Here is a 20,269-nt window from a genome sequence, read left to right as displayed (position 1 = left end):
GGAAACGGCCGAGAACCGGCTCGCAGTGAGCTGTGGGTGCTGTGGGTGCTGTGGGTCATTGCGGGCTCCTTCGCGCCGCGCCGCGTCGTCCGGCGGGGTGGCGGGCCCGCCTTGGCGCATAGTGCCTGCGTGCACAGACCCCAGGAGCCCCGGACCATGCCCCCCGCCGCCTCCCGGCGGACCGCCCTGCGCCTGCTGGCCGGCACCACCGTCGCCGGGGCGGTGACCGGCACCGGCGGACGCGCCCACGCCGCCGGTGCCGGCGCGGGCGGCGACGGACGTACGGACGCGGTCGGTGGCGGCGCGGGCGCCGACGGACGTGCGGATGCCGGCGGCGACCGCGTCGACGACCTCGTCGCCCGCCTGACCCTTGCGGAGAAGACCTCCCTGCTGCACGGGGCACCCGATCCCGCCCCCCTGGGCCAGGCCGGCCACCTCCCCGGCGTGCCCCGGCTCGGCATCCCGCCGCTGCGCCTGGCCGACGGTCCGGCCGGCGTCCGGGTCACCGCCGCCGCCACCGCGCTGCCCGCCCCCGTGCTGCTGGCCGCCGCCTTCGACCCGGACCTGGCCCGCCGCTACGGCGAGGTCATCGGCCGCGAGGGCCGCGCCCTCGGCCAGGACGTGCTGCTCTCCCCGATGGTCAACCTGATCCGCACCCCGTACGCCGGCCGCAACTTCGAGACCTTCGCCGAGGACCCGCTGCTCGCCGCCGACCTGGTCGCCGCCGAGATCACGGGCATCCAGCGCGAGGGACTCGTCGCGACCGTCAAGCACTTCGCGCTGAACAACCAGGAGAAGGACCGCGAGACGGTCGACGTCCGGGTCGACGAACGCACCCTGCGCGAGGTCTACCTGCCCGCCTTCGAGGCCGCCGTCACCGCCCGCACCGGCGCGGTGATGGCCGCCTACAACAAGGTCGGCGGCACCCACGCCGGCGAGTACGCGGACCTGCTCACCGGCGTGCTGCGGGACGACTGGGGCTTCGACGGCCTGGTGATGAGCGACTGGTCCGCCACCCACTCCACCGCCCGTGCCCTCGCCGCCGGCCTCGACCTGGAGATGCCGGACGGCAGGCACTACGGGGACGCCCTGCTGACCGCGGTGCGCGACGGCACCGTCCCCGAGCAGCACGTCGACCGGGCCGTACGCCGGGTCCTGACCGTCATGGACCGCTTCGGCCTGCTCGGCCCCACCCCGCCGCCGCGCCCCGCCCGGAACGCCGCCGCCGGGGCCGCCGTCGCCCGCGAGGTCGCCGAGGCGGGCGCCACCCTGCTGCGCAACGAACACGGCACCCTGCCGCTGACCCCCGGCCGCACCGTCGCCGTGATCGGCCCCACCGGAGCCCGCCCCCTGGTCGGCGGCGGAGGCAGCGCCCATGTCGTCCCCGACCGCGCCGCCGCTCCGGTGGACACCATCGGCGCCCGCGCCGCCCGGGTGACCTACGCCCTCGGCGAGGACATCTACGGCAAGCGCCTGCCCGCCGCCGCCCTCACCCCCGCCCTGGACACCGAGTCCCGCCACGTACCCGCCGGCCGCACCTGGACCTACGACGGCACCCTCACCGTCCCCGAGGACGACGAGTGGACCCTCCTGCTGCACTACTCCGCCGACCCCGCCCACCGACCCGAGGTCCGCCTAGACGACGCGAACCTCTTCCCGCCGGCCCCCGGCTACACCGAGCACTTCCCCGGCGGCCTGCTCACCACCGCCCCCGACGGCCTCGCCGTCCGCCGCCGGGCCCTGCGGCTCGGCGCGGGCCGGCACCGGCTGCGGATCACCGCGGCCGGGGGCGAGCGGGGACAGACCTTCCGGCTGCGGCACCTCACCGGCGCGACCCGGGCGGCCGACGTCACCGAGGCGGTACGCGCCGCCCGCGCCGCCGACGACGTGGTCCTGTTCGCCTACGAGGACGCCACCGAGGGCCAGGACCGCGCCACCCTCGCCCTGCCCGGCGGCCAGAACCGGCTGATCGAGGCCGTGACCCGGGCCAACCCCCGTACCACCGTCGTCCTCAACACCTCCGCCGCCGTCCTGATGCCCTGGCTGGCCGCGACCGGCGCCGTGCTCCAGATGTACTACCCCGGCCAGGAGGGCGCCGCCGCCACCGCCGCCGTCCTGTACGGCGAGTGCGACCCGGGCGGCCGGCTGACCCAGACCTTCCCCGCCGCCGACGACCGCCACCCGGTCGCCGGGGACCCGCGCCGCTACCCGGGCGTGGCCGGCACCGAGGAGTACCGCGAGGGCGTCCACATCGGCCACCGCTGGTACGACGCCCACGGCGTGCGCCCGCTGTTCCCCTTCGGGCACGGACTGTCGTACACCTCCTTCGCCTACACCGATCCGGTGGCCCGCCCGGCGCCGGGCGGCGGGCTCGACGTCGCCCTCACCGTCCGCAACACCGGCCGCCGGGACGGCGTGACGGTGGCGCAGGTGTACCTGGGACCCTCCCCCGACCTCCCGCTCGACCAGCCCGTACGGGCGCTGGCGGGCTACCGGCGGCTCGCGCTGCGGGCGGGGGAGCGGCGCCGGGTGACCGTGCGGGTCAGCGCCCGCACCCTGTCCTGCTGGGACGTCCGGCGCCACGACTGGGTGCTGGGCACCGGCCGGCGGGCGGTGTGGATCGGGGCGTCGGCGGCCGATCTGCGGCTGCGCACGAACGCGGACGTGGGTGCGCTCGCATGACGGACGTAGGCGCGCTCGGGTGACGGACGTGGGCGCGCTCGGGTGACCAAGTAGGCTTCCCGGGACAGCAGGAGCGAAAACCCCGAGGAGCCGGCAGTGCACGTCCAGGAGTGGCTCGACACCGTGCCCGCGGCGGCCGTCTACGCCGTGGTGGGACTGGTCATCGGTCTGGAGAGCCTGGGCATCCCGCTGCCCGGCGAGATCATCCTGGTGTCGGCGGCCCTGCTGTCGTCGCAGCACGGCGCCATCGACCCGGTGATCCTCGGCGCCTGCGCCACCGCCGGCGCGGTGATCGGCGACTCCATCGGCTACGCCATCGGCCGCAAGGGCGGCCGGCCACTGCTGGCCTGGCTGGGCCGGAAGTTCCCGCGCCACTTCGGCGAGGCCCACGTCGCCACCGCCGAACGGTCCTTCACCAAGTGGGGCATGTGGGCGGTCTTCTTCGGCCGCTTCATCGCCCTGCTGCGCATCTTCGCGGGCCCGCTGGCCGGTGTCCTGCACATGCCGTACTGGAAGTTCCTGATCGCCAACGTCCTCGGCGGCATCGTCTGGGCCGGCGGCACCACCGCCGTCATCTACTACGTCGGCGTGGTCGCCGAATCCTGGCTCAAGCGCTTCTCCTGGCTGGGCCTGGTGGCGGCGGTGCTCATCGGCGCCATCTCGATGCTGGTGCTGAGGCGGAAGGCGAAGAAGGCGGAGACTGTGCCGGCGGCGGCGGAGGCGGAAACCCCCTGAGGGGCGCGGGGAACTGCGCGATCAACCACAAACGCGCCTGTTCACACCCGCACCCCGCGAACCCCCCTCATCCCCCGAGCTCCCCCCGGTGCACCTTCGCCAACTCGGCATACCTCGTGCCGTTGAGGGTGAGGCCCTCCTTCTCCTCCCGCGTCAACTCCCGCCGCACCTTCGCCGGCACCCCCGCCACCAGCACCCCCGCCGGCACCACCATCCCCTGCGGCACCAGCGCCTGTGCCGCCACCAGCGACCCCGTCCCGATCACCGCCCCGTTCAGCACGGTCGCCCCCATCCCGACCAGACAGTCGTCCTCGACGGTCGCCCCGTGCACCACGGCGTTGTGCCCGATGGACACCCGTTCCCCGACGGTGACCGGGAAGCCCGGGTCGGCGTGCAGCGTGCAGTTGTCCTGGACGTTGCTGTCCGCCCCGACCGTGATCCGCTCGACGTCACCCCGCAGCACCGCCCCGTACCAGACACTCGCCCCCGCGCGCAGCGTCACGTCCCCGATCACCGAGGCGGTCGGCGCCACGAACGCCGCCCCGTCCACCTCGGGCTCCCTGCCGCCGATGCCCGTGATCAGTGCCTTGTGCGTCATCGTCGCCTCCTGGTCGGTGATGTCACCGGCACGGTAGCCGACCCGGTGGGGTGAAGATCACAGCCCTCCCCGCCCAGCACCGCGCGGACCGCTGAGTACCGTGTGCGGGTGCCGAAGCGCGAGAACACGTATCAGTCCTGGGGGCGCCGCCTCGCGCAGCGGGCCGTCCACGCGGGCTGGGCCTGGGTGCGGCGCACCGGTTCGGTCACCGCCGAGCAGCCCGGACGGTTCCGCTTCGGCGCCCTCGGCCCCGGCACCCGGCTCGCCTTCCCGCTCGGCACGGTCTTCGGCGAACCCTGGATCCACCTCGGCGCCCACTGCATCATCGGCGAGCAGGTCACGCTGACCGCCGGTCTGATGCCCGACCTCGACCTCGGCCCCGAGCCGATCCTGCGCCTCGGCGACGGCGTCGTCCTCGGCCGGGGCAGCCACGTCATCGCCGACACCACCGTCACCATCGGCAGCGACTGCTACTTCGGCCCGTACGTCTACGTCACCTCCACCAACCACTCCTACGACGATCCGCACCAGCCCATCGGCAAGCAGTGGCCCCGGATGGAGCCGGTCGAGATCGGCCCCGGCTGCTGGATCGGCACCGGCGCGGTGATCCTGCCGGGCGCGCGGATCGGCCGGAACGTGGTGGTGGCCGCCGGCGCCGTGGTCCGGGGCGCGGTGCCCGACCACGCCGTGGTGGCGGGCGCGCCCGCCCGCGTCGTACGGCGCTGGACGCCCGACGACGGCTGGCAGCCCCCGCTGCGCACGCCGGCCCCGGTGCCGATCCCGGACGGGGTGACGCCGGGCCAGTTGCGCGCGCTGTCGGACCTCGACGATGCGGCCGTCGCGCACCTCGCCCGGCTGGAGACGGAGTCCTGACCGGCCCCGCCCCGCAGTACAGTGCACTGAACGAACTGGTACAGCCACGCACCACCCTGGACGGAACGTGTCGGACCTCGACCTGCTGACCCAGTCGCTCGCGCGCAACGTCAGACGCTGGCGCACCGAGCGCGGCTTCACCCTGGACGCCCTGGCCGGCCGGGCCGGGGTCAGCCGCGGCATGCTGATCCAGATCGAACAGGCCCGGACCAACCCCAGCCTCGGCACCGTCGTCAAGATCGGCGACGCGCTCGGCGTCAGCATCCCCACCCTGCTCGACCACGAGCAGGCCGCCACGGTCCGGGTCGTCCCCGCCGGCGAGGCGGTACGGCTCTGGCACACCGAGGCCGGCAGCTACAGCCGGCTGCTGGCCGGCACCGAGGCGCCCGGCCCGCTGGAGATGTGGGACTGGCGGCTGATGCCGGGCGAGCACAGCCCCTCCGACCCGCACCCGGCCGGCACGGTCGAGCTGGTGCACGTCACGGCCGGCGAACTGACCATCACCGTGGACGGCACGGAGTACCGGGTGCCGGCCGGGGCGAGCGCCTCCTTCGCGGCCGACACCGCGCACACGTACGCCAACACGGGCGGCGTACCGATGGAGATGGTGATGGCGGTCTCGGTGCCACCGGTGCGCTGATCCCTTGTTACCGTGCGGGCATGCAGCCACCCATCGGAAACTTCGACCGGGCCACCCCCGCGCCCGACTGCCTCGACGACCTGACCCGCCCGGTCGCCGACGCGGTCCGCCACTGGCGCGGCGGCGTCCCCGCCGAGCAGATCCTCTACGTCGACACCGACCCGGAGTGGGCCGACACCGCCACCTTCGTCGAGCACTACGGCCGCGACCTGCTGGAGCAGTCCGCCAACTGCGTCGTCGTCAGCGGCAAGCGGGGCGGCGAGGCCACCCTGGCCGCGTGCCTGGTGCTCTCCACCACCCGGGTCGACGTCAACGGCGTGGTCCGCCGTCACCTCGGCGCCCGCAAGGCGTCCTTCGCCCCGATGGACACGGCCACCGGCGAGACCGGCATGGAGTACGGCGGCATCACGCCGGTCGGCCTGCCCGGCGACTGGCCGCTGCTGGTGGACTCCGCCGTCGTCGACCTGCCGTACGTCCTGGTCGGCAGCGGCCGGCGGCGCGGCAAACTGCTGGTGCCCGGCAAGGCGTTCGCGGAATTCCCGGGCGCGGTCGTCCTGGACGCGCTGGGCGTCGCCTGAGCGTGCCCTACTCGCCGGTGCGGGTGCCGAGGTACTGCTCGGCGAAGGCCGCCGCGGCGACCGGGGAGTCGAACAGCCGGCGCAGCCGGGCGAGCGCGCCGCCCGCCCGGTACGGGTCGCCCGACGCCGTGCCGTGGTACACCTCCGACAGCCAGCCGCTGAACTCCTGGTAGTCCCAGACGCGTTCCAGACAGCGGTCGGAGTACCCGTTGAGGACGCCGTCGTCCCCTCTGGTCAGCCGCGCGACCAGCCCGTCGGCCAGCAGGAAGGCGTCGTGCAGGGCGAGGTTCATGCCCTTCGCGGCGATCGGCGCGGTGAGATGGGCGGCGTCCCCGGCCAGGAACAGCCGCCCGGACACCATCGGCTCGACCACGTAGTTGTGCATGTCGAGGACGCGCTTCTCGATCAGCCGCCCCTCGTTCAGCGGCGGCGCGTCCGCCGCGCGCAGCCGCTCCCGCAACTCGTCCCACACCCGCTGGTGCGACCAGTTCGCCGGATCGTCGCCCGGCGGGCACTGGAGGTAGTACCGGGTGACGTCGGCGCTGCGCTGCATGTGCCCGGCGAACCCGCGCGGGTGCATCCCGAACACCACGCTGCTCGCCGACGGCGGCGCCTCGGCGAGCAGCGCCAGCCAGCCGATGCCGTAGTCGAACCGCGCGATCCGCAGCCGCCCGGCCGGCACCGCGGCCCGCGTCACCCCGCGCGCCCCGTCGCACCCGGCGACGAACGCGCACTCCACCACCCGGCGTTCACCGGTCCCGGCGCAGGTGTACGACACCGCGGGCCGCTCGCTGTCCAGGCCGCGCAGCCGCACGTCCCGCACCCCGAACCGCACCGCGCCGCCCCGCACGTCCACGTACTCCCGCACGAGGTCGGTCACGAGGAAGTGCTGCGGATACACCCAGTGGTGACGCCCCGTCAGCTCGCGGTACCGGAACCGGTACCGCTCCCCGCCGAACCGGAACTCGCACTCGGTGTGCCGCTGCGCCCGCTCCAGCAGCCGCCCGGCCAGCCCGCGCCGCTCCAGCCCGCGCACCGCCCACTCCTCGATCACCCCGGCCCGCGGCCGCTGCTCGACGGACCGCCGGCTCTCGGCCTCCAGCACCAGACAGTCCACCCCGGCGGCCCGCAGCACACAGCCCACGGTGAGCCCGGCGGGACCGGCGCCGACGACGACGACCGGGAAACGCTCGGCGGGGCGCGACGATGAGGTGGTCACCCGCGCATTATGACGGCGGGCGCTGTCCCAGGCGAGGTATCTCGATCGCCGGGCAGCGGTCCATCACCATGTCGAGCCCGGCGCCCCGGGTCCGCTCGTACGCCGCCTCGTCGACCACTCCGAGCTGGAACCACACCGCTCGTGCGCCCTTGGCGACCGCCTCGTCGGCGACCGCCCCGGCCAGCTCGCTGTTGACGAAGACATCGACCACGTCCACGTCGAAGGGAATGTCCGCGAGCGAGGCGTACCCCGGCTCGCCGTGCACCGTCTCGGCCTTCGGGTGCACCGGCACGATCCGCTTCCCGAACCGCTGGAGCACCGCCGCGACCCCGTGGGCGGCCCGCCGCTGGTTGGCGGAGAGTCCCACCACCGCCCAGGTGCCACCGGTCCCGGTGAGAATCCTGCGGACGGTTGCCTCGTCGCCGTACATGCCGCTCTCCTCGCACTCCCCGACTTCCTGGACCGGTTCCATACCGCACAACGGATCACGGCGGACGGAGATTCCCGTGCCGTCCGGCCGCGGCGGCGGACAGGCCCTAGGCTCGCACCGTGCTCCGCATCACCGACGCCCGGACCGGCGAAACGGTCGCAGCCGCCCCCGCCCGCCGGGGCCTGACCCGTGTGCACGCGCACGTGGCGCGGCGTGACGCCACCGCGCTGCGCGTGCTGCTCGTCACCGATCTGCTCGTGCGCGCGCTGGAACTCGGCGGTACGCCCGTGTGGGCGCTGCTGTCCGGCGGCCGTCAGGAGGCGGAGCTGCGGGCGGACGCCGCGGCCCTCGGCACGCACCCCCTGGAGGACGGCCGGGACGCCGGCGCCGGGCCGGGCGAGGCGCGGGCCGTCCAGGTCGTCGCCGAGGGCGGCACGGCTCCCGACGGCGTCCTGGTGAGCGTCGCCCCCGTCGACGACCTGGACAGCGGCGCCGCCGACCCCTACGCCCTGCGGCTGGCCCTGCTCGCCCGGCCCCGGGGCGAGGCGGTACGGCTCGACGCGGCGGCCCTGGACGACGCCCGGGAAACCCTGCGGCGGCATCGCCGCGCGGTGGCCGACTGGGCGCGGCAGCCTTCGCGCCCGGTCCCGGAGGACGTCCGCGCCGAGCTGCGCGCCGCGTGGGAGGACGACCTCGACGCGCCCGCCGTGCTGCGGGTGCTGCGCGAGGTGGCGACCGGTTCCGGACTGCCGGACGGCGCCCGCTTCGAGACGTACGCCTACGCCGACCGGTTCCTCGGCCTGCACCTCGTCCGGGACCTGGGCTCCGGGTAGGGCCGGACGGCGAGCACTTAGGCTGACCCGATGCAGGACCAGTACCGCACCGTCGCCCGCGCGGGTGTGCACGAGACCGAGATCAACCGCTCGCGCTTCCTGTGCGCGCTCGCCCCGGCCGGCGGCGAGCAGGAGGCCCAGGACTTCGTCGCGGCCGTGCGCAAGGAGCACGCGGACGCCACCCACAACTGCTGGGCGTACGTCATCGGCGCCGACGCCGCCGTGCAGCGCGCGAGCGACGACGGGGAGCCCGGGGGCACCGCCGGAATGCCCATGCTCCAGATGCTGCTGCGGCGCGACATGCGGTACGTCGTCGCCGTCGTCACCCGCTACTACGGCGGCGTCAAGCTGGGGGCCGGGGGGCTGATCCGGGCGTACGGGGGCGCGGTCGGGGAGGCGCTGGACGCCGTGGGGACGGTGACCCGGCGGCGGTTCCGGCTGGCCGTCGTCACCGTCGACCACCAGCGGGCCGGCAAACTCCAGCACGAGCTGCGCGCCACCGGACGCACGGTGCGCGACGTGCGCTACGGCGAGGCCGTCACCATCGAGATCGGACTGCCGGACGCCGACGTGCCCGCCTTCAGGGCCTGGCTGGCGGACGCGACCGCCGGGACGGCCGGGTTCGAACTCGGCGGCGAGTCCTATGGAGATACGTGAGGCAAAGCGGGCAAAGTTCGCTTAATGCCCGCCTCGGGCGGGGCGAAACGGGAGTAACCGAACGTGCTGTCAGACCCGGCCGTTAATGTCGGGGAGCATGAGACTGCTGCACACTTCCGACTGGCACCTCGGCCGGGCCTTTCACCGGGTGAACATGCTCGGTGCCCAGGCCGGGTTCATCGGCCACCTCGTCGACACCGTGCGCGAGCACGCCGTCGACGCCGTGGTCGTGTCGGGAGACGTGTACGACCGGGCGGTGCCGCCGCTGGCCGCGGTCGAGCTGTTCGACGACGCCCTGCACCGCCTCGCCGCCCTCGGGGTGCCCACGGTGATGATCTCCGGCAACCACGACTCCGCCCGGCGGCTCGGGGTCGGCGCCGGGCTCATCGACCGGGCCGGGATACATCTGCGGACCGCACCCGCCGAGTGCGGGACCCCGGTGCTGCTGGCGGACGCCGCCGGGCCGGTGGCCTTCTACGGGCTGCCGTACCTCGAACCGGCCTTGGTGCGGGACGAGTTCGGGGTGGCGCGGGCCGGGCACGAGGAGGTGCTCGGCGCCGCCATGGACCGGGTCCGCGCCGATCTCGCGGGCCGGGCGCCGGGCACCCGGTCCGTCGTCCTCGCGCACGCCTTCGTCACCGGGGGCAGCCCGAGCGACAGTGAACGGGACATCACGGTCGGCGGGGTCGCCGCCGTGCCCGCCGGGGTGTTCGACGGCGTCGACTACGTGGCGCTCGGCCATCTGCACGGCTGCCAGACCCTCACCGAGCGCGTCCGCTACTCCGGCTCCCCGCTGCCGTACTCCTTCTCCGAGGCGACGCACCGCAAGAGCATGTGGCTGATCGACCTGGACGGCGACGGGGCGGTCGCCGCCGAGCGGCTCGACTGTCCGGTGCCGCGGCCGCTGGCCCGGCTGCGCGGCCCGCTGGAGGAGCTGCTCGCCGACCCCGGGCTGACCCCGCACGAGGAGGCGTGGGTCGAGGCGACGCTGACCGACCCGGTCCGGCCCGCCGACCCCATGGCGCGGCTGAGCGAGCGGTTCCCGCACACGCTCAGCCTCGTCTTCGATCCCGAACGGCCGCCGGACGATCCGGACGTGTCGTACGCGCGGCGACTGGCCGGGCGCAACGACCAGGAGATCGCGGAGGACTTCGTCGCCCATGTGCGCGGCGCCGGACCCGACGCACCCGAACGGGCCGTCCTGCGGGACGCGTTCGACGCCGTACGCGCGGACGCGACCGTACGGGAGGTGGCGCGGTGAGGCTGCACCGGCTGGACATCACCGCGTTCGGACCCTTCGGCACCGCACAGCGCGTCGACTTCGACGCGCTGTCCGCGGCCGGCCTGTTCCTGCTGCACGGACCCACCGGCGCCGGCAAGACCTCCGTCCTGGACGCCGTGTGCTACGCCCTGTACGGCTCGGTGCCGGGCGCCCGGCAGAGCGGCCAGGGCATCGGGCTGCGCAGCGACCACGCCGCCCCCGGCACCCGTACCGAGGTCCGGCTCGACCTCACCGTGGCCGGCCGCCGCCTGGAGATCACCCGGCAGCCGCCCTGGCAGCGGGCCAAGAAGCGCGGCGCGGGCACCACGGTCGACAAGGCGCAGACCTGGCTGCGGGAGTACGACCCGGTGACCGGCGGCTGGAAGGACCTCAGCCGATCGCACCAGGAGATCGGTGAGGAGATCACCCAGCTGCTCGGGATGAGCCGGGAGCAGTTCTGCCAGGTGGTGCTGTTGCCGCAGGGCGACTTCGCGCGGTTCCTGCGCGCCGACGCCGAGGCGCGCGGCAAGCTGCTGGGCCGCCTCTTCGACACGCAGCGGTTCGCGGAGGCCGAGAAGCGGCTCGCCGAGCGGCGGCGGTCCACCGAGGCCCAGGTGCGCGACGGCGACAGCGCGCTGCTCGCCGACGCCCACCGCATGCAGCAGGCCGCCGGCGACGCCATGGAACTGCCCGATACGGCACCGGGGGAGCCGGGCCTGGCCGAAGCCGTACTCGGCGCCGCCGCCGTCGCCCGCGGCACCGCGCGGGAGCAGCTCGCCGTCGCCCGCTGCCGGCTCACGGCCGCCGAGTCCGCCCGGGCCGCCGCCGAACGGGAGCTGGCCGGCGCCCGGGAACACGACCGGTTGCAGCGCCGGTTCGCCGAGGCGCGGGCACGGGCGGCGCGGCTGGCCGAGCGGGCCGACGACCACCGCGAGGCCGAGGCCCGGATGGCGCGGGCCCGCAAGGCGGAGACGGTGGCCCCCGCGCTGGAGCTGCGGGACGCCGCCGAGGCCGAGCACCGCCGGGCGAGCGGGGCCGAGGCCCGCGCACGGGCCCTGCTGCCGGACGGCCACGCCGAGTCCGGCGCCGCCGGGCTGGCCGCCGCCGCCCGCCGGGCCGCCGAGGAACTGGGCCGGCTGGAGTCGGCCCGCCGCGCCGAACAGCGGCTGGACTCGCTCGTCGCCGAGCGCGCGGACCTCGACCGCGATGAGCGCGCCGACGACGACCTGCTGGCGGAGGCGGAGAGCTGGCTCGCGGGCTGGGACGACACCCGCGAGACGCTCAGGTCGGCTGTCGAGTCCGCGCAGGAGGCCGCCTCCCGCGCGGACCAGCTCGCCGAACGACGCGGGCACGCCCAGCGCCGGCTGCGCGCCGCCCGGCAGCGCGACCAGTTCGCCGGCGACACGGACGACGCCCAGCGGGCCGCCCTCGCCGCGACCGACCGGGCCGCCGTCGCCCGCGCCCACTGGCTCGACCTGAAGGAACAGCGCCTCGACGGCATCGCCGCCGAACTCGCCGCCCGTCTCACCGCCGGCGCCCCCTGCGCCGTCTGCGGCGCCACCGAACACCCCGCCCCCGCCCGCAAGGACGCCGGACACGTCGACCGGGCGGCCGAGGAGCGCGCCCTCACCGCCTACCAGCGGGCCGAGGAGGACCGCGCCGAGGCCGAACGGCGGCTCGGCACCGTACGGGAGGCGCTCGCCGCCGCCACCGCCGAGGCGGGCGACACCCCCACCGGGCGGCTGGCCGAGGAGACCGCGGAGATCGAGCGGGCGTACGCGCACGCCCGGGCCGCCGCCTCCGCAGTGCACGCCGCGCAGGAGCGGTTGCGCCGCGCGGAGGCGGAGCGCGAGCAGCGGATCACCGCGCAGCGCGAGGCCGCCGTCCGCGGCGCCGCCCGGGTCGGCCGCCGGGAGCGGCTGGAGCGTGAACGGGCGGTACTGGAGGAGGACGTCGCGCGGGTGCGCGGCGAGGCCGCCAGCGTGGCCGCGCGGGCCGCCCAGTGCGAGCGGCGGGCCGCCCTGCTCACCGACGCCGCCGACACCGCCCGGGCCGCCGAGGACGCGGCGCGGCGGCGGAAGGACGCCGACGCGCGCCTCGCCGACGCGGCCTTCCGCGCCGGGTTCGACACCCCGCGGGCGGCGGCCGCCGCGCTGCTGGACGACGCCGCCCACCGGGAACTGCAAGGGCGGCTCGACGCCTGGCAGGCGGAGCAGGCCGCGGTACGCGCGATGCTCGCCGAGGAGGACACGGCCGCCGCCGCGCACCTGCCCGCCGCCGACGTCGGGGCGGCGGAGGCGGCGGCCGAGGCGGCGGTCCGGCGGCTGCGCGAGGCCGCCTCCGCGCGGGACGCCGCCGCCCGGCGCTGCGCCGAACTCGACCGGCTCTCCGCGCGGGCCACCGCCGCGGCCCGCCGGCTCGCCCCGCTGCGCGAGGAGTACGACCGGGTGGCCCGGCTGGCCGGCCTGGCCGCGGGCACCTCGGCGGACAACGAACGCCGGATGCGGCTGGAGGCGTATGTCCTGGCGGCCCGCCTCGAGCAGGTCGCCGCCGCCGCGACGGTACGGCTGCGGCGGATGTCCGCCGGGCGCTACACCCTGGTGCACTCCGACGACCGGGCCGGGCGCGGCCGCAGCGGCCTCGGCCTGCACGTCGTGGACGCCTGGACCGGCCGGGAGCGGGACACGGCGACGCTGTCGGGCGGTGAGACCTTCTTCGCCTCCCTCGCCCTCGCCCTCGGCCTCGCCGACGTCGTCACCGACGAGACCGGCGGGGTCCGCCTGGACACGCTGTTCATCGACGAGGGCTTCGGCAGCCTCGACGACCAGACCCTCGACGAGGTCCTGGACGTCCTGGACTCGCTGCGCGAACGGGACCGCAGCGTCGGCATCGTCAGCCATGTCGCCGACCTCAGACGGCGCGTGCACGCCCAGCTGGAGGTGGTCAAGTCCCGTACCGGGTCGGGGCTGCGGCAGCGGGAGGTGTGACGGGCGGCGGCGTCAGCGGCCCACCGGGCGGCGGGGCAGCGGTGAGGAGTAGACGACGCTCGTGGTCACCGAGCCGAGCGCGCCGATCCGCCCGGACACCTCCTCCAGGTGCCGCATCGAACGGGCCGCGACCTTGATGACGAAGCAGTCGTCGCCGGTGACGTGGTGCGCCTCCAGGATCTCGGGGGTGACGGCGACCAGGTCGTGGAACGGCTTGTAGTTGCCGGTCGGGTAGCGCAGCCGGACGAAGGCCAGGATCGGCAGGCCCAGCCGGTCGGGGTCGACGACGGCCGCGTACCCCTGGATGACACCGGCCTCCTCCAGCCGGCGCACCCGCTCGGTCACCGCGCTCGCGGACATGGAGACGGCCCGGGCCAGCTCGGCGAAACTCGCCCGGCCCTCCCGCTGGAGGACGTCCAGAATGCGCCAGTCGGTGGCGTCCGGGGAATACACGGTCATGCGGCAGAAATAGCAGGGGAATCCCCGGCCGGGCAAGCCACAGGCCGGGGATCACGCCTTCTGGGAGGGGCCCGGCACCCGTAGATTTCCGGTCAGGAACTCATCGAGGAAGGCCGGATCATGACCGTCACCCCCGCCCCGCCCGCCGAGGCCGCCGCCTATTTCCGTTCGCGCCTCGCCTTCCACACCGACGTGGCCGACGTGGGCGCCGCGCTCGCGGCCGGCGGCGACCCGGGGTTCGTGGTGGTGGACTCCCGGTCCACCGCGTCCTGGGACCAGGGCCATGTGCCCGGCGCCGTCCACCTGCCGACCGCGCTGGTCGCCGAACAGGCCGAGCGGCTCCTCGACCGGAACGTCCCCGTCGTCACCTACTGCTGGGGCCCCGGCTGCGACGGCGCCACCCGCTCCGCCCTCGCCCTCGCCGAACTCGGCTACCGGGTCAAGGAGATGCTCGGCGGCTTCGAGTACTGGGTGCGGGAGGGGCCCGGGTACGAGACCTGGGAGGGCACCGAACGCCGCGCCGCGGACGGGCTCACCGCTCCCACGGACGCGGCGGACTGCGGCTGTTGACGGACGTGTAGGTTCTGCCGCATGGTGCGATACGCGGAGCCGGGCACGGTGAACTGGGTCGAGTCGGGCGGCGGGCCGCTCATAGCGGTACCGGAGACGGTCCTGCCGTTCTGGGCCGGCGCCGACGGCGAGGAGACCGCCTCCGACTACGACCGGGCCTGCGAGGTCGACGGACAGGCCGGGTTCCTCCCGGTCGGCGACAGCACGGCCCTGGTCCTCGGCGACGAACCCGCAGCGACCGCGTTCCTGCCCGAGCACGGCACCTTCGTCCGCTGGTGCGCGGGCAACGACGAACGGGAGCTCCTGGCCGGCGTGCCCGAGGCGCTCCGCACCGCCGAGTGGGGCCCGGAGACGAGCTGGCGGGTCCCCGGCCCGGTGGTGCTGTTCGACGCGGCCTGGCCGGGCGGCGCCTGCGAGCGCACCGACCACGTCCGCGTCCCCCTGGCACCCGGCCGGTACGCCGTCCGCACGGCCCACACCCGGCCCGGCCCGGAAACCTGGTTGGCCCTGGTGCAACTGCGTCAGCTGACGGCCTGAAGGTCCTCACCGATGGACTGACCGACCGGCTGCCCGACGGGCCGATCGGACCGGCACACCGATGGGACGGACCGACCGGCTGACCGACCGGCGCGGGGCGATGCCGCGAGATGTCCGTGTGCGACGACCCGGCCCGCCTCATCGCGTGGCCGGCCACGGACGAGGCGGACTGGATCACCGGTCAGGTCATCGACAGCGAGGGCGCCCCCGCCGTCACAGCCGTGCCAGTTCGTCCACCAGGTCGTCCAGGCCCAGCGAGCCCTGCGACAGCGCGGCCATGTGCCACGCCTTGAGGTCGAACGCGGCGCCGTGCCGCGCGCGGGCCTTCTCCCGGCCCAGCAGCCAGGCGCGCTCACCGAGCTTGTAGCCGATCGCCTGGCCCGGGATCGTCAGGTAGCGGGTCAGCTCGCTCTCCACGAAGTCGGCCGGCCGGCTGCTGTGCGCGCCGAAGAACTCCTGCGCCAGCTTCGGCGTCCACCGCTCACCCGGGTGGAACGGCGAGTCGGCCGGGATCTCCAGCTCCAGGTGCATGCCGATGTCGACGATGACCCGGGCCGCCCGCATCATCTGCGCGTCCAGGTACCCGAGCCGGGTCTCGGCGTCGGTGAGGAAGCCCAGCTCGTCCATCAGCCGCTCCGCGTACAGCGCCCAGCCCTCGGCGTTGGCGCTGACCATGCCCACCGACGCCTGGTAGCGGGAGAGGTCGCCGGCGACATGTGTCCACTGCGCGAGCTGGAGATGGTGGCCCGGCACGCCCTCGTGGTACCAGGTGGAGACCAGGTCGTAGACCGGGAAACGGGTCTGCCCCATCGTCGGCAGCCAGGTGCGGCCCGGCCGGGAGAAGTCCTCCGACGGCTCGGTGTAGTAGGGCGCCGCCGCGCTGCCGGGCGGCGCGATCCGCGACTCCACCCTGCGGACCCGCTCGGCCAGTTCGAAGTGCGTGCCGTCCAGCGACTCGATGGCCCGGTCCATCAGGCCCTGGAGCCACTCGCGGACCTCGTCGACGCCTTCGATGTGCCGTCCGTGCTCGTCGAGGTGGGCCAGCGCCTCCCACGGCGTCGCCGCCCCCGGCAGCACCTTCGCCGCCTCCGTCCGCATCTCGGCCAGCAGCCGGTGGTACTCGGCCCAGCCGTAGGCGTACGCCTCGTCCAGGTCCAGATCGGTGCCGTTGTAGTAGCGCGCCCAGCGGGCGTACCGCTCCCGGCCGACGGTGTCCGGCGCGCCCTCGACGGCGGGCGCGTACCCGTCCCGCATCCAGTCCCGCAGCTCCACCACGGCCCCGGTCGCCGCCCGGGCCGCCGCGTCCAGCTCCGCGCGCAGCGCCTCGGGCCCGGCGGCCGCGAAGTCCTCGAACCAGCCGCGGCCCGCGCCGGTGTCCGCCCACTCGCCGAGCTGTCCGACGAAGGTGGCGGTCGGCCGCGGCGCGGCGCGCAGCCCGCGCTCCAGGCCCAGCGCGAGGGAGGCGCGGTAACCGGCCAGCGCGTCCGGCACCGCGCGTAGCCGCTCGGCGATCCGCGCCCAGTCCTCCTCGGTCTCCGCCGGCGTCACCGTGAACACCTCCCGCACACTGTGCGCGGCGGTGCCCATGTTGCCGACCGAGCGCAGCCCTTCCTGGGCCTCGTGCACGGCCAGCTCCGCGGTCAGCCGCTCGCGCAGCAGCCGGGCGCAGCGCCGCTCCACGTCACTGTCCCCGCCGGGCCGCCGTTCCGCCGCGTCGAGCCGGACCAGCGTGGTCCGCGCCAGCTCGGCCAGGGCCTCCTGTCCCGCGGGCGAGAAGTCGGGCAGCCGGCTGGAACTCTCCGGTACGCCCAGATACGTACCGGTGACCGGGTCGAGGGCGATGAGCTCGTCGACGTAGGCGTCGGCGACCTCGCGGGGCAGCGGGCTCTGTGTGTCTGACATGCGGACATCCTCGTACGGATGCCGGTGCCGCGTCAGCCCGGTAAAACGGGCCGGGCGCGCCACCGGTCCGATTTCGCTCACGGCGTGGCGCTACTCCCGGCCGATCCGCTCCCCGCGGGGCCGCCGTCCCGCGACCGGGGCGCCGTCCAGGCGGGCCGTGATGACCAGGGTGCCCTCCTCGATCTGGTAGTCGAGGGGGAGGTCCAGGCCGCGCATGGCGGTGACCATGCCGGTGTTGGACGCCTGGGTCACGGCGTAGACGGACTCGCAGCCGGTCTCGGCGGCCATCGTCACGAGCCGGCCGAGGAGTTCGGCGCCGATGCCGCGGCGCTGCCAGGCGTCCTCGACGAGCAGGGCGACCTCGGTCTCGTCGCCGTCCCACAGCAGGTGGCCGAGGCCGACCATCCGGCCGGTGGCGGTGCGCACGGCGAGGGTGCGGCCGTAGCGGGGGCTGAGGAGGTGGTTGAGGTAGCGGTCCGCGTCGCCGACCGGGCCGTGGTAGCGCAGCCGGAGGGTTTCCGCGGAGCACCGGCCGTGCATCGCCTTCGCCGCTTCCAGGTCACCGGTGCCGGCCCGGCCGACGGTGATGTCGTCGCCCGCGGACAGCGTCAGTACGTCCTGGCCGCGCGGCACCCGGGGACCGAGCCGGGCGTCCAGCTCGACCAGGGCCCGGGCGCGGGCGAACTCGGTCGGGGTGAACGGCAGATACGGCCGCTCGATGCTGAGCACGCCGCCCTCCGGGGCGCGCAGCCGCATCCCCGTCTCCTCCAGGACACCTTCCGCGGGGACCTCGGCCGCGGCCGGGGCGGGCAGTGAGCGGATCGTGCAGCGGCCCAGCAGCTGACGTAGCGCCAGCGGGAGTTCGGCGGCGTCCACGGCGGTGCGGGTGGCCAGGCCCAGCACCCGGGTGGGGGCGTCGACCAGGTCGTGCGCGTCGGCCCGCTCGCACCAGGTGGCGCTGCCGCCGGCGGCCGTCACCGCCCCGCGCAGGTCGGCGACGGCCAGCGCGCCCGGCGCGCGCAGCAGGAACTCGTCCACCGTGCCGTCGGCCAGCGGGTGGGTCTGGAGGCTGAGGATGTCCACCCGCAGTCCGGCGAGGGCCGTGCACAGCGCGGCCAGTGACCCGGGCTCGTCGCGCACCGTGGTCCGCATCCGCCACAGCACGCTGTCCTCGATGCCGGGCGCGACCTCGGCGCCGGCTTCGGACGGCGGCCGGGCGCCGGCATCGTCCGGCGGCGGTGCGTGACCGTGGCGGCGTGACCAGCGTGTCCACAGGTTGGCCACCGCTTTGCGGCGGGGGGCGGGCGGGTTCTGCTCGGTGTGGTGTGCCGCGTGGGACATGTCTCGACTCATGCAGCCACTGTGAAGGAACGGTGTTGCGTGATCACGAACGCCTTGTGTCCGATGGGTAAAGAGTGCTTTTGCCCGGTTTTTGCGGGACGCTCTCTTGCTCCGGTCCCGACCTGCGGGGTCGCGCACCGGGGGATGACTCCAGTGCGCGACACCCCTACAGAGTACGGGAGTTACTGCCCCACCCGGCCCGGCTGGAGCACCTTGGTGAACAGCACGGTGCCGTCCTGCTCCCGCAGCCGCACCGTCATCTCGGCGCTGTCGCCGTCGATGTCGACCTCGCCGAAGAACTGGTAGCCCTCGGCGGGCGAGACGTTCGACGCGGTCGGCGCCTTCACGAAGACCCGCTCCGGGCCGAAGGTGCCGTCCAGCGCGCTGGCCGGGAACGCGCCCGCGTTCAGCGGCCCGGAGACGAACTCCCAGAACGGCTCGAAGTCGGTGAACGCGGCCTTCGACGGCTGGTAGTGCTGGGCCGAGGTGTGGTGCACGTCGGCGGTCAGCCACACCGTGCCGGTGATCCGCCGGTGCTTGACGAACCGCAGCAGCTCGGCGATCTGGAGCTCACGGCCGAGCGGAGCGCCCGGGTCGCCCTGCGCGACGGCCTCGAAGTTGGCCTTCCCCTCGGTGGCGTCCGGCACCACCAGACCGATCGGCATGTCGGCCGCGATCACCTTCCACACCGCGCGCGAGCGGGACAGCTCCCGCTTGAGCCACTCCAGCTGCTCGCGGCCCAGGATGCCCTGCGGGTCGGTGGTCTGGTCGTCGGCGGAGTTGGCGTTGCGGTAGGTCCGCATGTCCAGGACGAAGACGTCGAGCAGCGGGCCCTGGCGCAGCACGCGCTGCACTCGCCCCTGTCGGGCGCCCGGCTTCAGGGTGGAGACCGGGAAGTACTCGGCGAACGCGCGCCGGGCCCGGGCGGCGAGCACGTCCACGTCCTTGACCGTGTACGCGCTGTCCGTGATGACCTCGCCCGGGTACCAGTTGTTGCGCACCTCGTGGTCGTCCCACTGGATGATCGACGGGACCTGGGCGTTGAACCGGCGCAGGTTGTCGTCGAGCAGGTTGTAGCGGAAGGCGCCGCGGAACTCGTTCAGCGTCTCGGCCACCTTGGACTTCTCCACGGTGGTGAGGTTGCGGTAGGTGCTGCCGTCGGGCAGCGCCTGGGTCGACGGTATGGGTCCGTCGGCGTAGATGTTGTCGCCGCTGCACAGGAAGAAGTCGGGGTCGAGCCGGCCCATCGCGTCGTAGATGCGGTAGCCGCCGATGTCCGGGTTGATGCCCCAGCCCTGGCCCGCCTGGTCGCCGGACCACACGAAGCGCACCCCGTCGCGGCGGCTGGCGGAGGTGGTCCGGAAGGTGCCGGCGACCGGCTCGCCGGTGCGCCGCGGGTCGTCCGGGTCGGCCAGCAGCACCCGGTAGTGGATCTGCTCACCGGCGGGCAGCCCGCGCACCCGGGTGGTGCCGGTGAAGTCGGTGCCGGAGCCCAGCAGCGGGCCCTGCCAGCGGCGCGGGTTGCGGAACGACTCGGTCGCGGAGGTCTCCACGATCATGCGGGCCGGCCGGTCGGACCGTACCCAGACCAGGCCCGAGTCCGCGGTCACGTCGCCCGCCTGCACGCCCCAGCCGGCGCCCGGCCGCCCGGAGCGGGCGAAGGCCGGTGCCGCGCCGAGCGCGGTGGGCAGGGTGAGCGCCGCCGAGGCGGCCAGGGAACCGCGCAGCACGCTGCGGCGGCCGGGAAGCGGACGGGGTGACATGGATACGGCCTCCAGGCGAAGGGACTGATCGGGCACCGCCAGACCTACTGGGACGCGACGGCGCGCACGCAAACCCGAGATGAACAGCGGACACGCTTGCGGCGGGTGACAGCACCCAAGTCACCTGTGCGGTACGAGGGGTTGGCGCCGAAAGCGCGTAAACAGAAGTGACAGACCACAGCGAGGGGGCAGGCTGTTGCCCGG

The 20,269-nt window shown here is 74.9% G+C and carries 18 protein-coding genes and 1 pseudogene; 12 read left to right on the top strand and 7 right to left on the bottom strand.

Annotated elements, in window-relative coordinates; translation table 11 throughout:
• The first annotated feature begins 156 nt into the window (after positions 1-156).
• Both AB0G32_RS24825 and AB0G32_RS24820 read left to right on the top strand, forming a co-directional pair.
• Positions 157-2,682, top strand: a complete 2,526-nt coding sequence (locus tag AB0G32_RS24825) for a glycoside hydrolase family 3 N-terminal domain-containing protein (protein WP_361167233.1) — start codon at positions 157-159, stop codon at positions 2,680-2,682.
• 96 nt (positions 2,683-2,778) lie between these two features.
• Positions 2,779-3,417: a DedA family protein gene (locus tag AB0G32_RS24820; RefSeq protein WP_361167230.1), complete on the top strand. Its 639-nt coding sequence runs from the start codon at positions 2,779-2,781 to the stop codon at positions 3,415-3,417.
• Between the two features lie 67 nt (positions 3,418-3,484).
• Here the strand turns inward: AB0G32_RS24820 and AB0G32_RS24815 are convergent, their stop codons facing one another.
• Entirely contained in the window at positions 3,485-4,015 is a 531-nt protein-coding gene (locus AB0G32_RS24815; protein ID WP_361167227.1) for a gamma carbonic anhydrase family protein, read from the bottom strand.
• A 108-nt stretch (positions 4,016-4,123) separates the two neighbouring features.
• Between AB0G32_RS24815 and AB0G32_RS24810 the strand changes: the two genes are divergently transcribed.
• From AB0G32_RS24810 to AB0G32_RS24800, 3 genes are all read left to right on the top strand, one after another.
• Positions 4,124-4,888, top strand: a complete 765-nt coding sequence (locus AB0G32_RS24810; protein ID WP_361167223.1) for an acyltransferase — start codon at positions 4,124-4,126, stop codon at positions 4,886-4,888.
• A 67-nt stretch (positions 4,889-4,955) separates the two neighbouring features.
• Positions 4,956-5,528, top strand: coding sequence for an XRE family transcriptional regulator (locus tag AB0G32_RS24805; RefSeq protein WP_361167220.1), 573 nt, complete (start codon positions 4,956-4,958; stop codon positions 5,526-5,528).
• A 20-nt stretch (positions 5,529-5,548) separates the two neighbouring features.
• Entirely contained in the window at positions 5,549-6,106 is a 558-nt protein-coding gene (locus AB0G32_RS24800; protein WP_361167217.1) for a YbaK/EbsC family protein, read from the top strand.
• 7 nt (positions 6,107-6,113) lie between these two features.
• On the opposite strand, the gene AB0G32_RS24795 is transcribed toward AB0G32_RS24800, so the two are convergent.
• Positions 6,114-7,325, bottom strand: coding sequence for a 4-hydroxybenzoate 3-monooxygenase (locus tag AB0G32_RS24795; protein ID WP_361167214.1), 1,212 nt, complete (start codon positions 7,323-7,325; stop codon positions 6,114-6,116).
• Between the two features lie 7 nt (positions 7,326-7,332).
• Entirely contained in the window at positions 7,333-7,755 is a 423-nt protein-coding gene (locus AB0G32_RS24790; protein ID WP_361167364.1) for a CoA-binding protein, read from the bottom strand.
• A 119-nt stretch (positions 7,756-7,874) separates the two neighbouring features.
• Here AB0G32_RS24790 and AB0G32_RS24785 point away from each other — a divergent pair, with 119 nt between their 5' ends.
• From AB0G32_RS24785 to AB0G32_RS24770, 4 genes are all read left to right on the top strand, one after another.
• A complete protein-coding gene (locus AB0G32_RS24785) occupies positions 7,875-8,588 on the top strand; it encodes a hypothetical protein (RefSeq protein WP_361167211.1) in 714 nt (237 codons plus the stop codon).
• A gap of 30 nt (positions 8,589-8,618) precedes the next feature.
• Complete coding sequence (locus tag AB0G32_RS24780; protein ID WP_361167208.1) at positions 8,619-9,245, top strand: YigZ family protein; 627 nt, start codon at positions 8,619-8,621, stop codon at positions 9,243-9,245.
• Positions 9,246-9,342: 97 nt separating this feature from the next.
• A complete protein-coding gene (locus tag AB0G32_RS24775; RefSeq protein ID WP_361167205.1) occupies positions 9,343-10,506 on the top strand; it encodes an exonuclease SbcCD subunit D in 1,164 nt (387 codons plus the stop codon).
• On the top strand, positions 10,503-13,493 hold the full coding sequence (locus AB0G32_RS24770; RefSeq protein ID WP_361167202.1) for an SMC family ATPase: 2,991 nt from the start codon (positions 10,503-10,505) through the stop codon (positions 13,491-13,493). Before AB0G32_RS24775 ends, AB0G32_RS24770 begins: the two co-directional genes overlap by 4 nt.
• 12 nt (positions 13,494-13,505) lie before the next feature.
• Here AB0G32_RS24770 and AB0G32_RS24765 read toward each other — a convergent pair whose 3' ends face one another.
• The gene (locus AB0G32_RS24765; RefSeq protein ID WP_361167199.1) at positions 13,506-13,952 is read right to left on the bottom strand and encodes an Lrp/AsnC family transcriptional regulator; all 447 of its coding nucleotides are present in this window, start codon (positions 13,950-13,952) and stop codon (positions 13,506-13,508) included.
• A gap of 120 nt (positions 13,953-14,072) precedes the next feature.
• Here AB0G32_RS24765 and AB0G32_RS24760 point away from each other — a divergent pair, with 120 nt between their 5' ends.
• The 3 genes and pseudogenes from AB0G32_RS24760 to AB0G32_RS24750 form a co-directional block, all read left to right on the top strand.
• Positions 14,073-14,522 carry a rhodanese-like domain-containing protein gene (locus AB0G32_RS24760; RefSeq protein WP_361167196.1) on the top strand — a complete coding sequence of 150 codons (450 nt, stop codon included), beginning with the start codon at positions 14,073-14,075 and terminating at the stop codon, positions 14,520-14,522.
• Positions 14,523-14,543: 21 nt separating this feature from the next.
• The gene (locus tag AB0G32_RS24755) at positions 14,544-15,059 is read left to right on the top strand and encodes an immunity 21 family protein (RefSeq protein ID WP_361167193.1); all 516 of its coding nucleotides are present in this window, start codon (positions 14,544-14,546) and stop codon (positions 15,057-15,059) included.
• Positions 15,060-15,181: 122 nt separating this feature from the next.
• Positions 15,182-15,262 (top strand): annotated as a pseudogene (locus tag AB0G32_RS24750) (3-ketoacyl-ACP reductase); the annotation flags it as partial.
• Between the two features lie 10 nt (positions 15,263-15,272).
• Here the strand turns inward: AB0G32_RS24750 and AB0G32_RS24745 are convergent.
• The 3 genes from AB0G32_RS24745 to AB0G32_RS24735 form a co-directional block, all read right to left on the bottom strand.
• Positions 15,273-16,961, bottom strand: coding sequence for a DUF885 domain-containing protein (locus AB0G32_RS24745; RefSeq protein ID WP_361167190.1), 1,689 nt, complete (start codon positions 16,959-16,961; stop codon positions 15,273-15,275).
• A gap of 90 nt (positions 16,962-17,051) precedes the next feature.
• Positions 17,052-18,314 carry a GNAT family N-acetyltransferase gene (locus AB0G32_RS24740; RefSeq protein WP_361167187.1) on the bottom strand — a complete coding sequence of 421 codons (1,263 nt, stop codon included), beginning with the start codon at positions 18,312-18,314 and terminating at the stop codon, positions 17,052-17,054.
• Positions 18,315-18,484: 170 nt separating this feature from the next.
• A complete protein-coding gene (locus AB0G32_RS24735) occupies positions 18,485-20,065 on the bottom strand; it encodes an alkaline phosphatase D family protein (RefSeq protein ID WP_361167184.1) in 1,581 nt (526 codons plus the stop codon).
• Positions 20,066-20,269: the final 204 nt, after the last annotated feature.

The organism is Streptomyces sp. NPDC023723 (genome assembly GCF_040639815.1).
Taxonomy (GTDB): domain Bacteria; phylum Actinomycetota; class Actinomycetes; order Streptomycetales; family Streptomycetaceae; genus Streptomyces.
This window is presented reverse-complemented; position numbering and strand designations above follow the sequence as displayed.

Excerpts from the sequence above, each read along its gene's own strand:
- AB0G32_RS24825 (WP_361167233.1), top strand. The coding sequence starts at position 157 with ATGCCCCCCGCCGCCTCCCGGCGGACCGCCCTGCGCCTGCTGGCCGGC.
- AB0G32_RS24815 (WP_361167227.1), bottom strand. The coding sequence starts at position 4,015 with ATGACGCACAAGGCACTGATCACGGGCATCGGCGGCAGGGAGCCCGAG.
- AB0G32_RS24800 (WP_361167217.1), top strand. The coding sequence starts at position 5,549 with ATGCAGCCACCCATCGGAAACTTCGACCGGGCCACCCCCGCGCCCGAC.
- AB0G32_RS24790 (WP_361167364.1), bottom strand. The coding sequence starts at position 7,755 with ATGTACGGCGACGAGGCAACCGTCCGCAGGATTCTCACCGGGACCGGT.
- AB0G32_RS24780 (WP_361167208.1), top strand. The coding sequence starts at position 8,619 with ATGCAGGACCAGTACCGCACCGTCGCCCGCGCGGGTGTGCACGAGACC.
- AB0G32_RS24775 (WP_361167205.1), top strand. The coding sequence starts at position 9,343 with ATGAGACTGCTGCACACTTCCGACTGGCACCTCGGCCGGGCCTTTCAC.
- AB0G32_RS24765 (WP_361167199.1), bottom strand. The coding sequence starts at position 13,952 with ATGACCGTGTATTCCCCGGACGCCACCGACTGGCGCATTCTGGACGTC.
- AB0G32_RS24760 (WP_361167196.1), top strand. The coding sequence starts at position 14,073 with ATGACCGTCACCCCCGCCCCGCCCGCCGAGGCCGCCGCCTATTTCCGT.
- AB0G32_RS24755 (WP_361167193.1), top strand. The coding sequence starts at position 14,544 with ATGGTGCGATACGCGGAGCCGGGCACGGTGAACTGGGTCGAGTCGGGC.
- AB0G32_RS24745 (WP_361167190.1), bottom strand. The coding sequence starts at position 16,961 with ATGTCAGACACACAGAGCCCGCTGCCCCGCGAGGTCGCCGACGCCTAC.
- AB0G32_RS24740 (WP_361167187.1), bottom strand. The coding sequence starts at position 18,314 with ATGAGTCGAGACATGTCCCACGCGGCACACCACACCGAGCAGAACCCG.
- AB0G32_RS24735 (WP_361167184.1), bottom strand. The coding sequence starts at position 20,065 with ATGTCACCCCGTCCGCTTCCCGGCCGCCGCAGCGTGCTGCGCGGTTCC.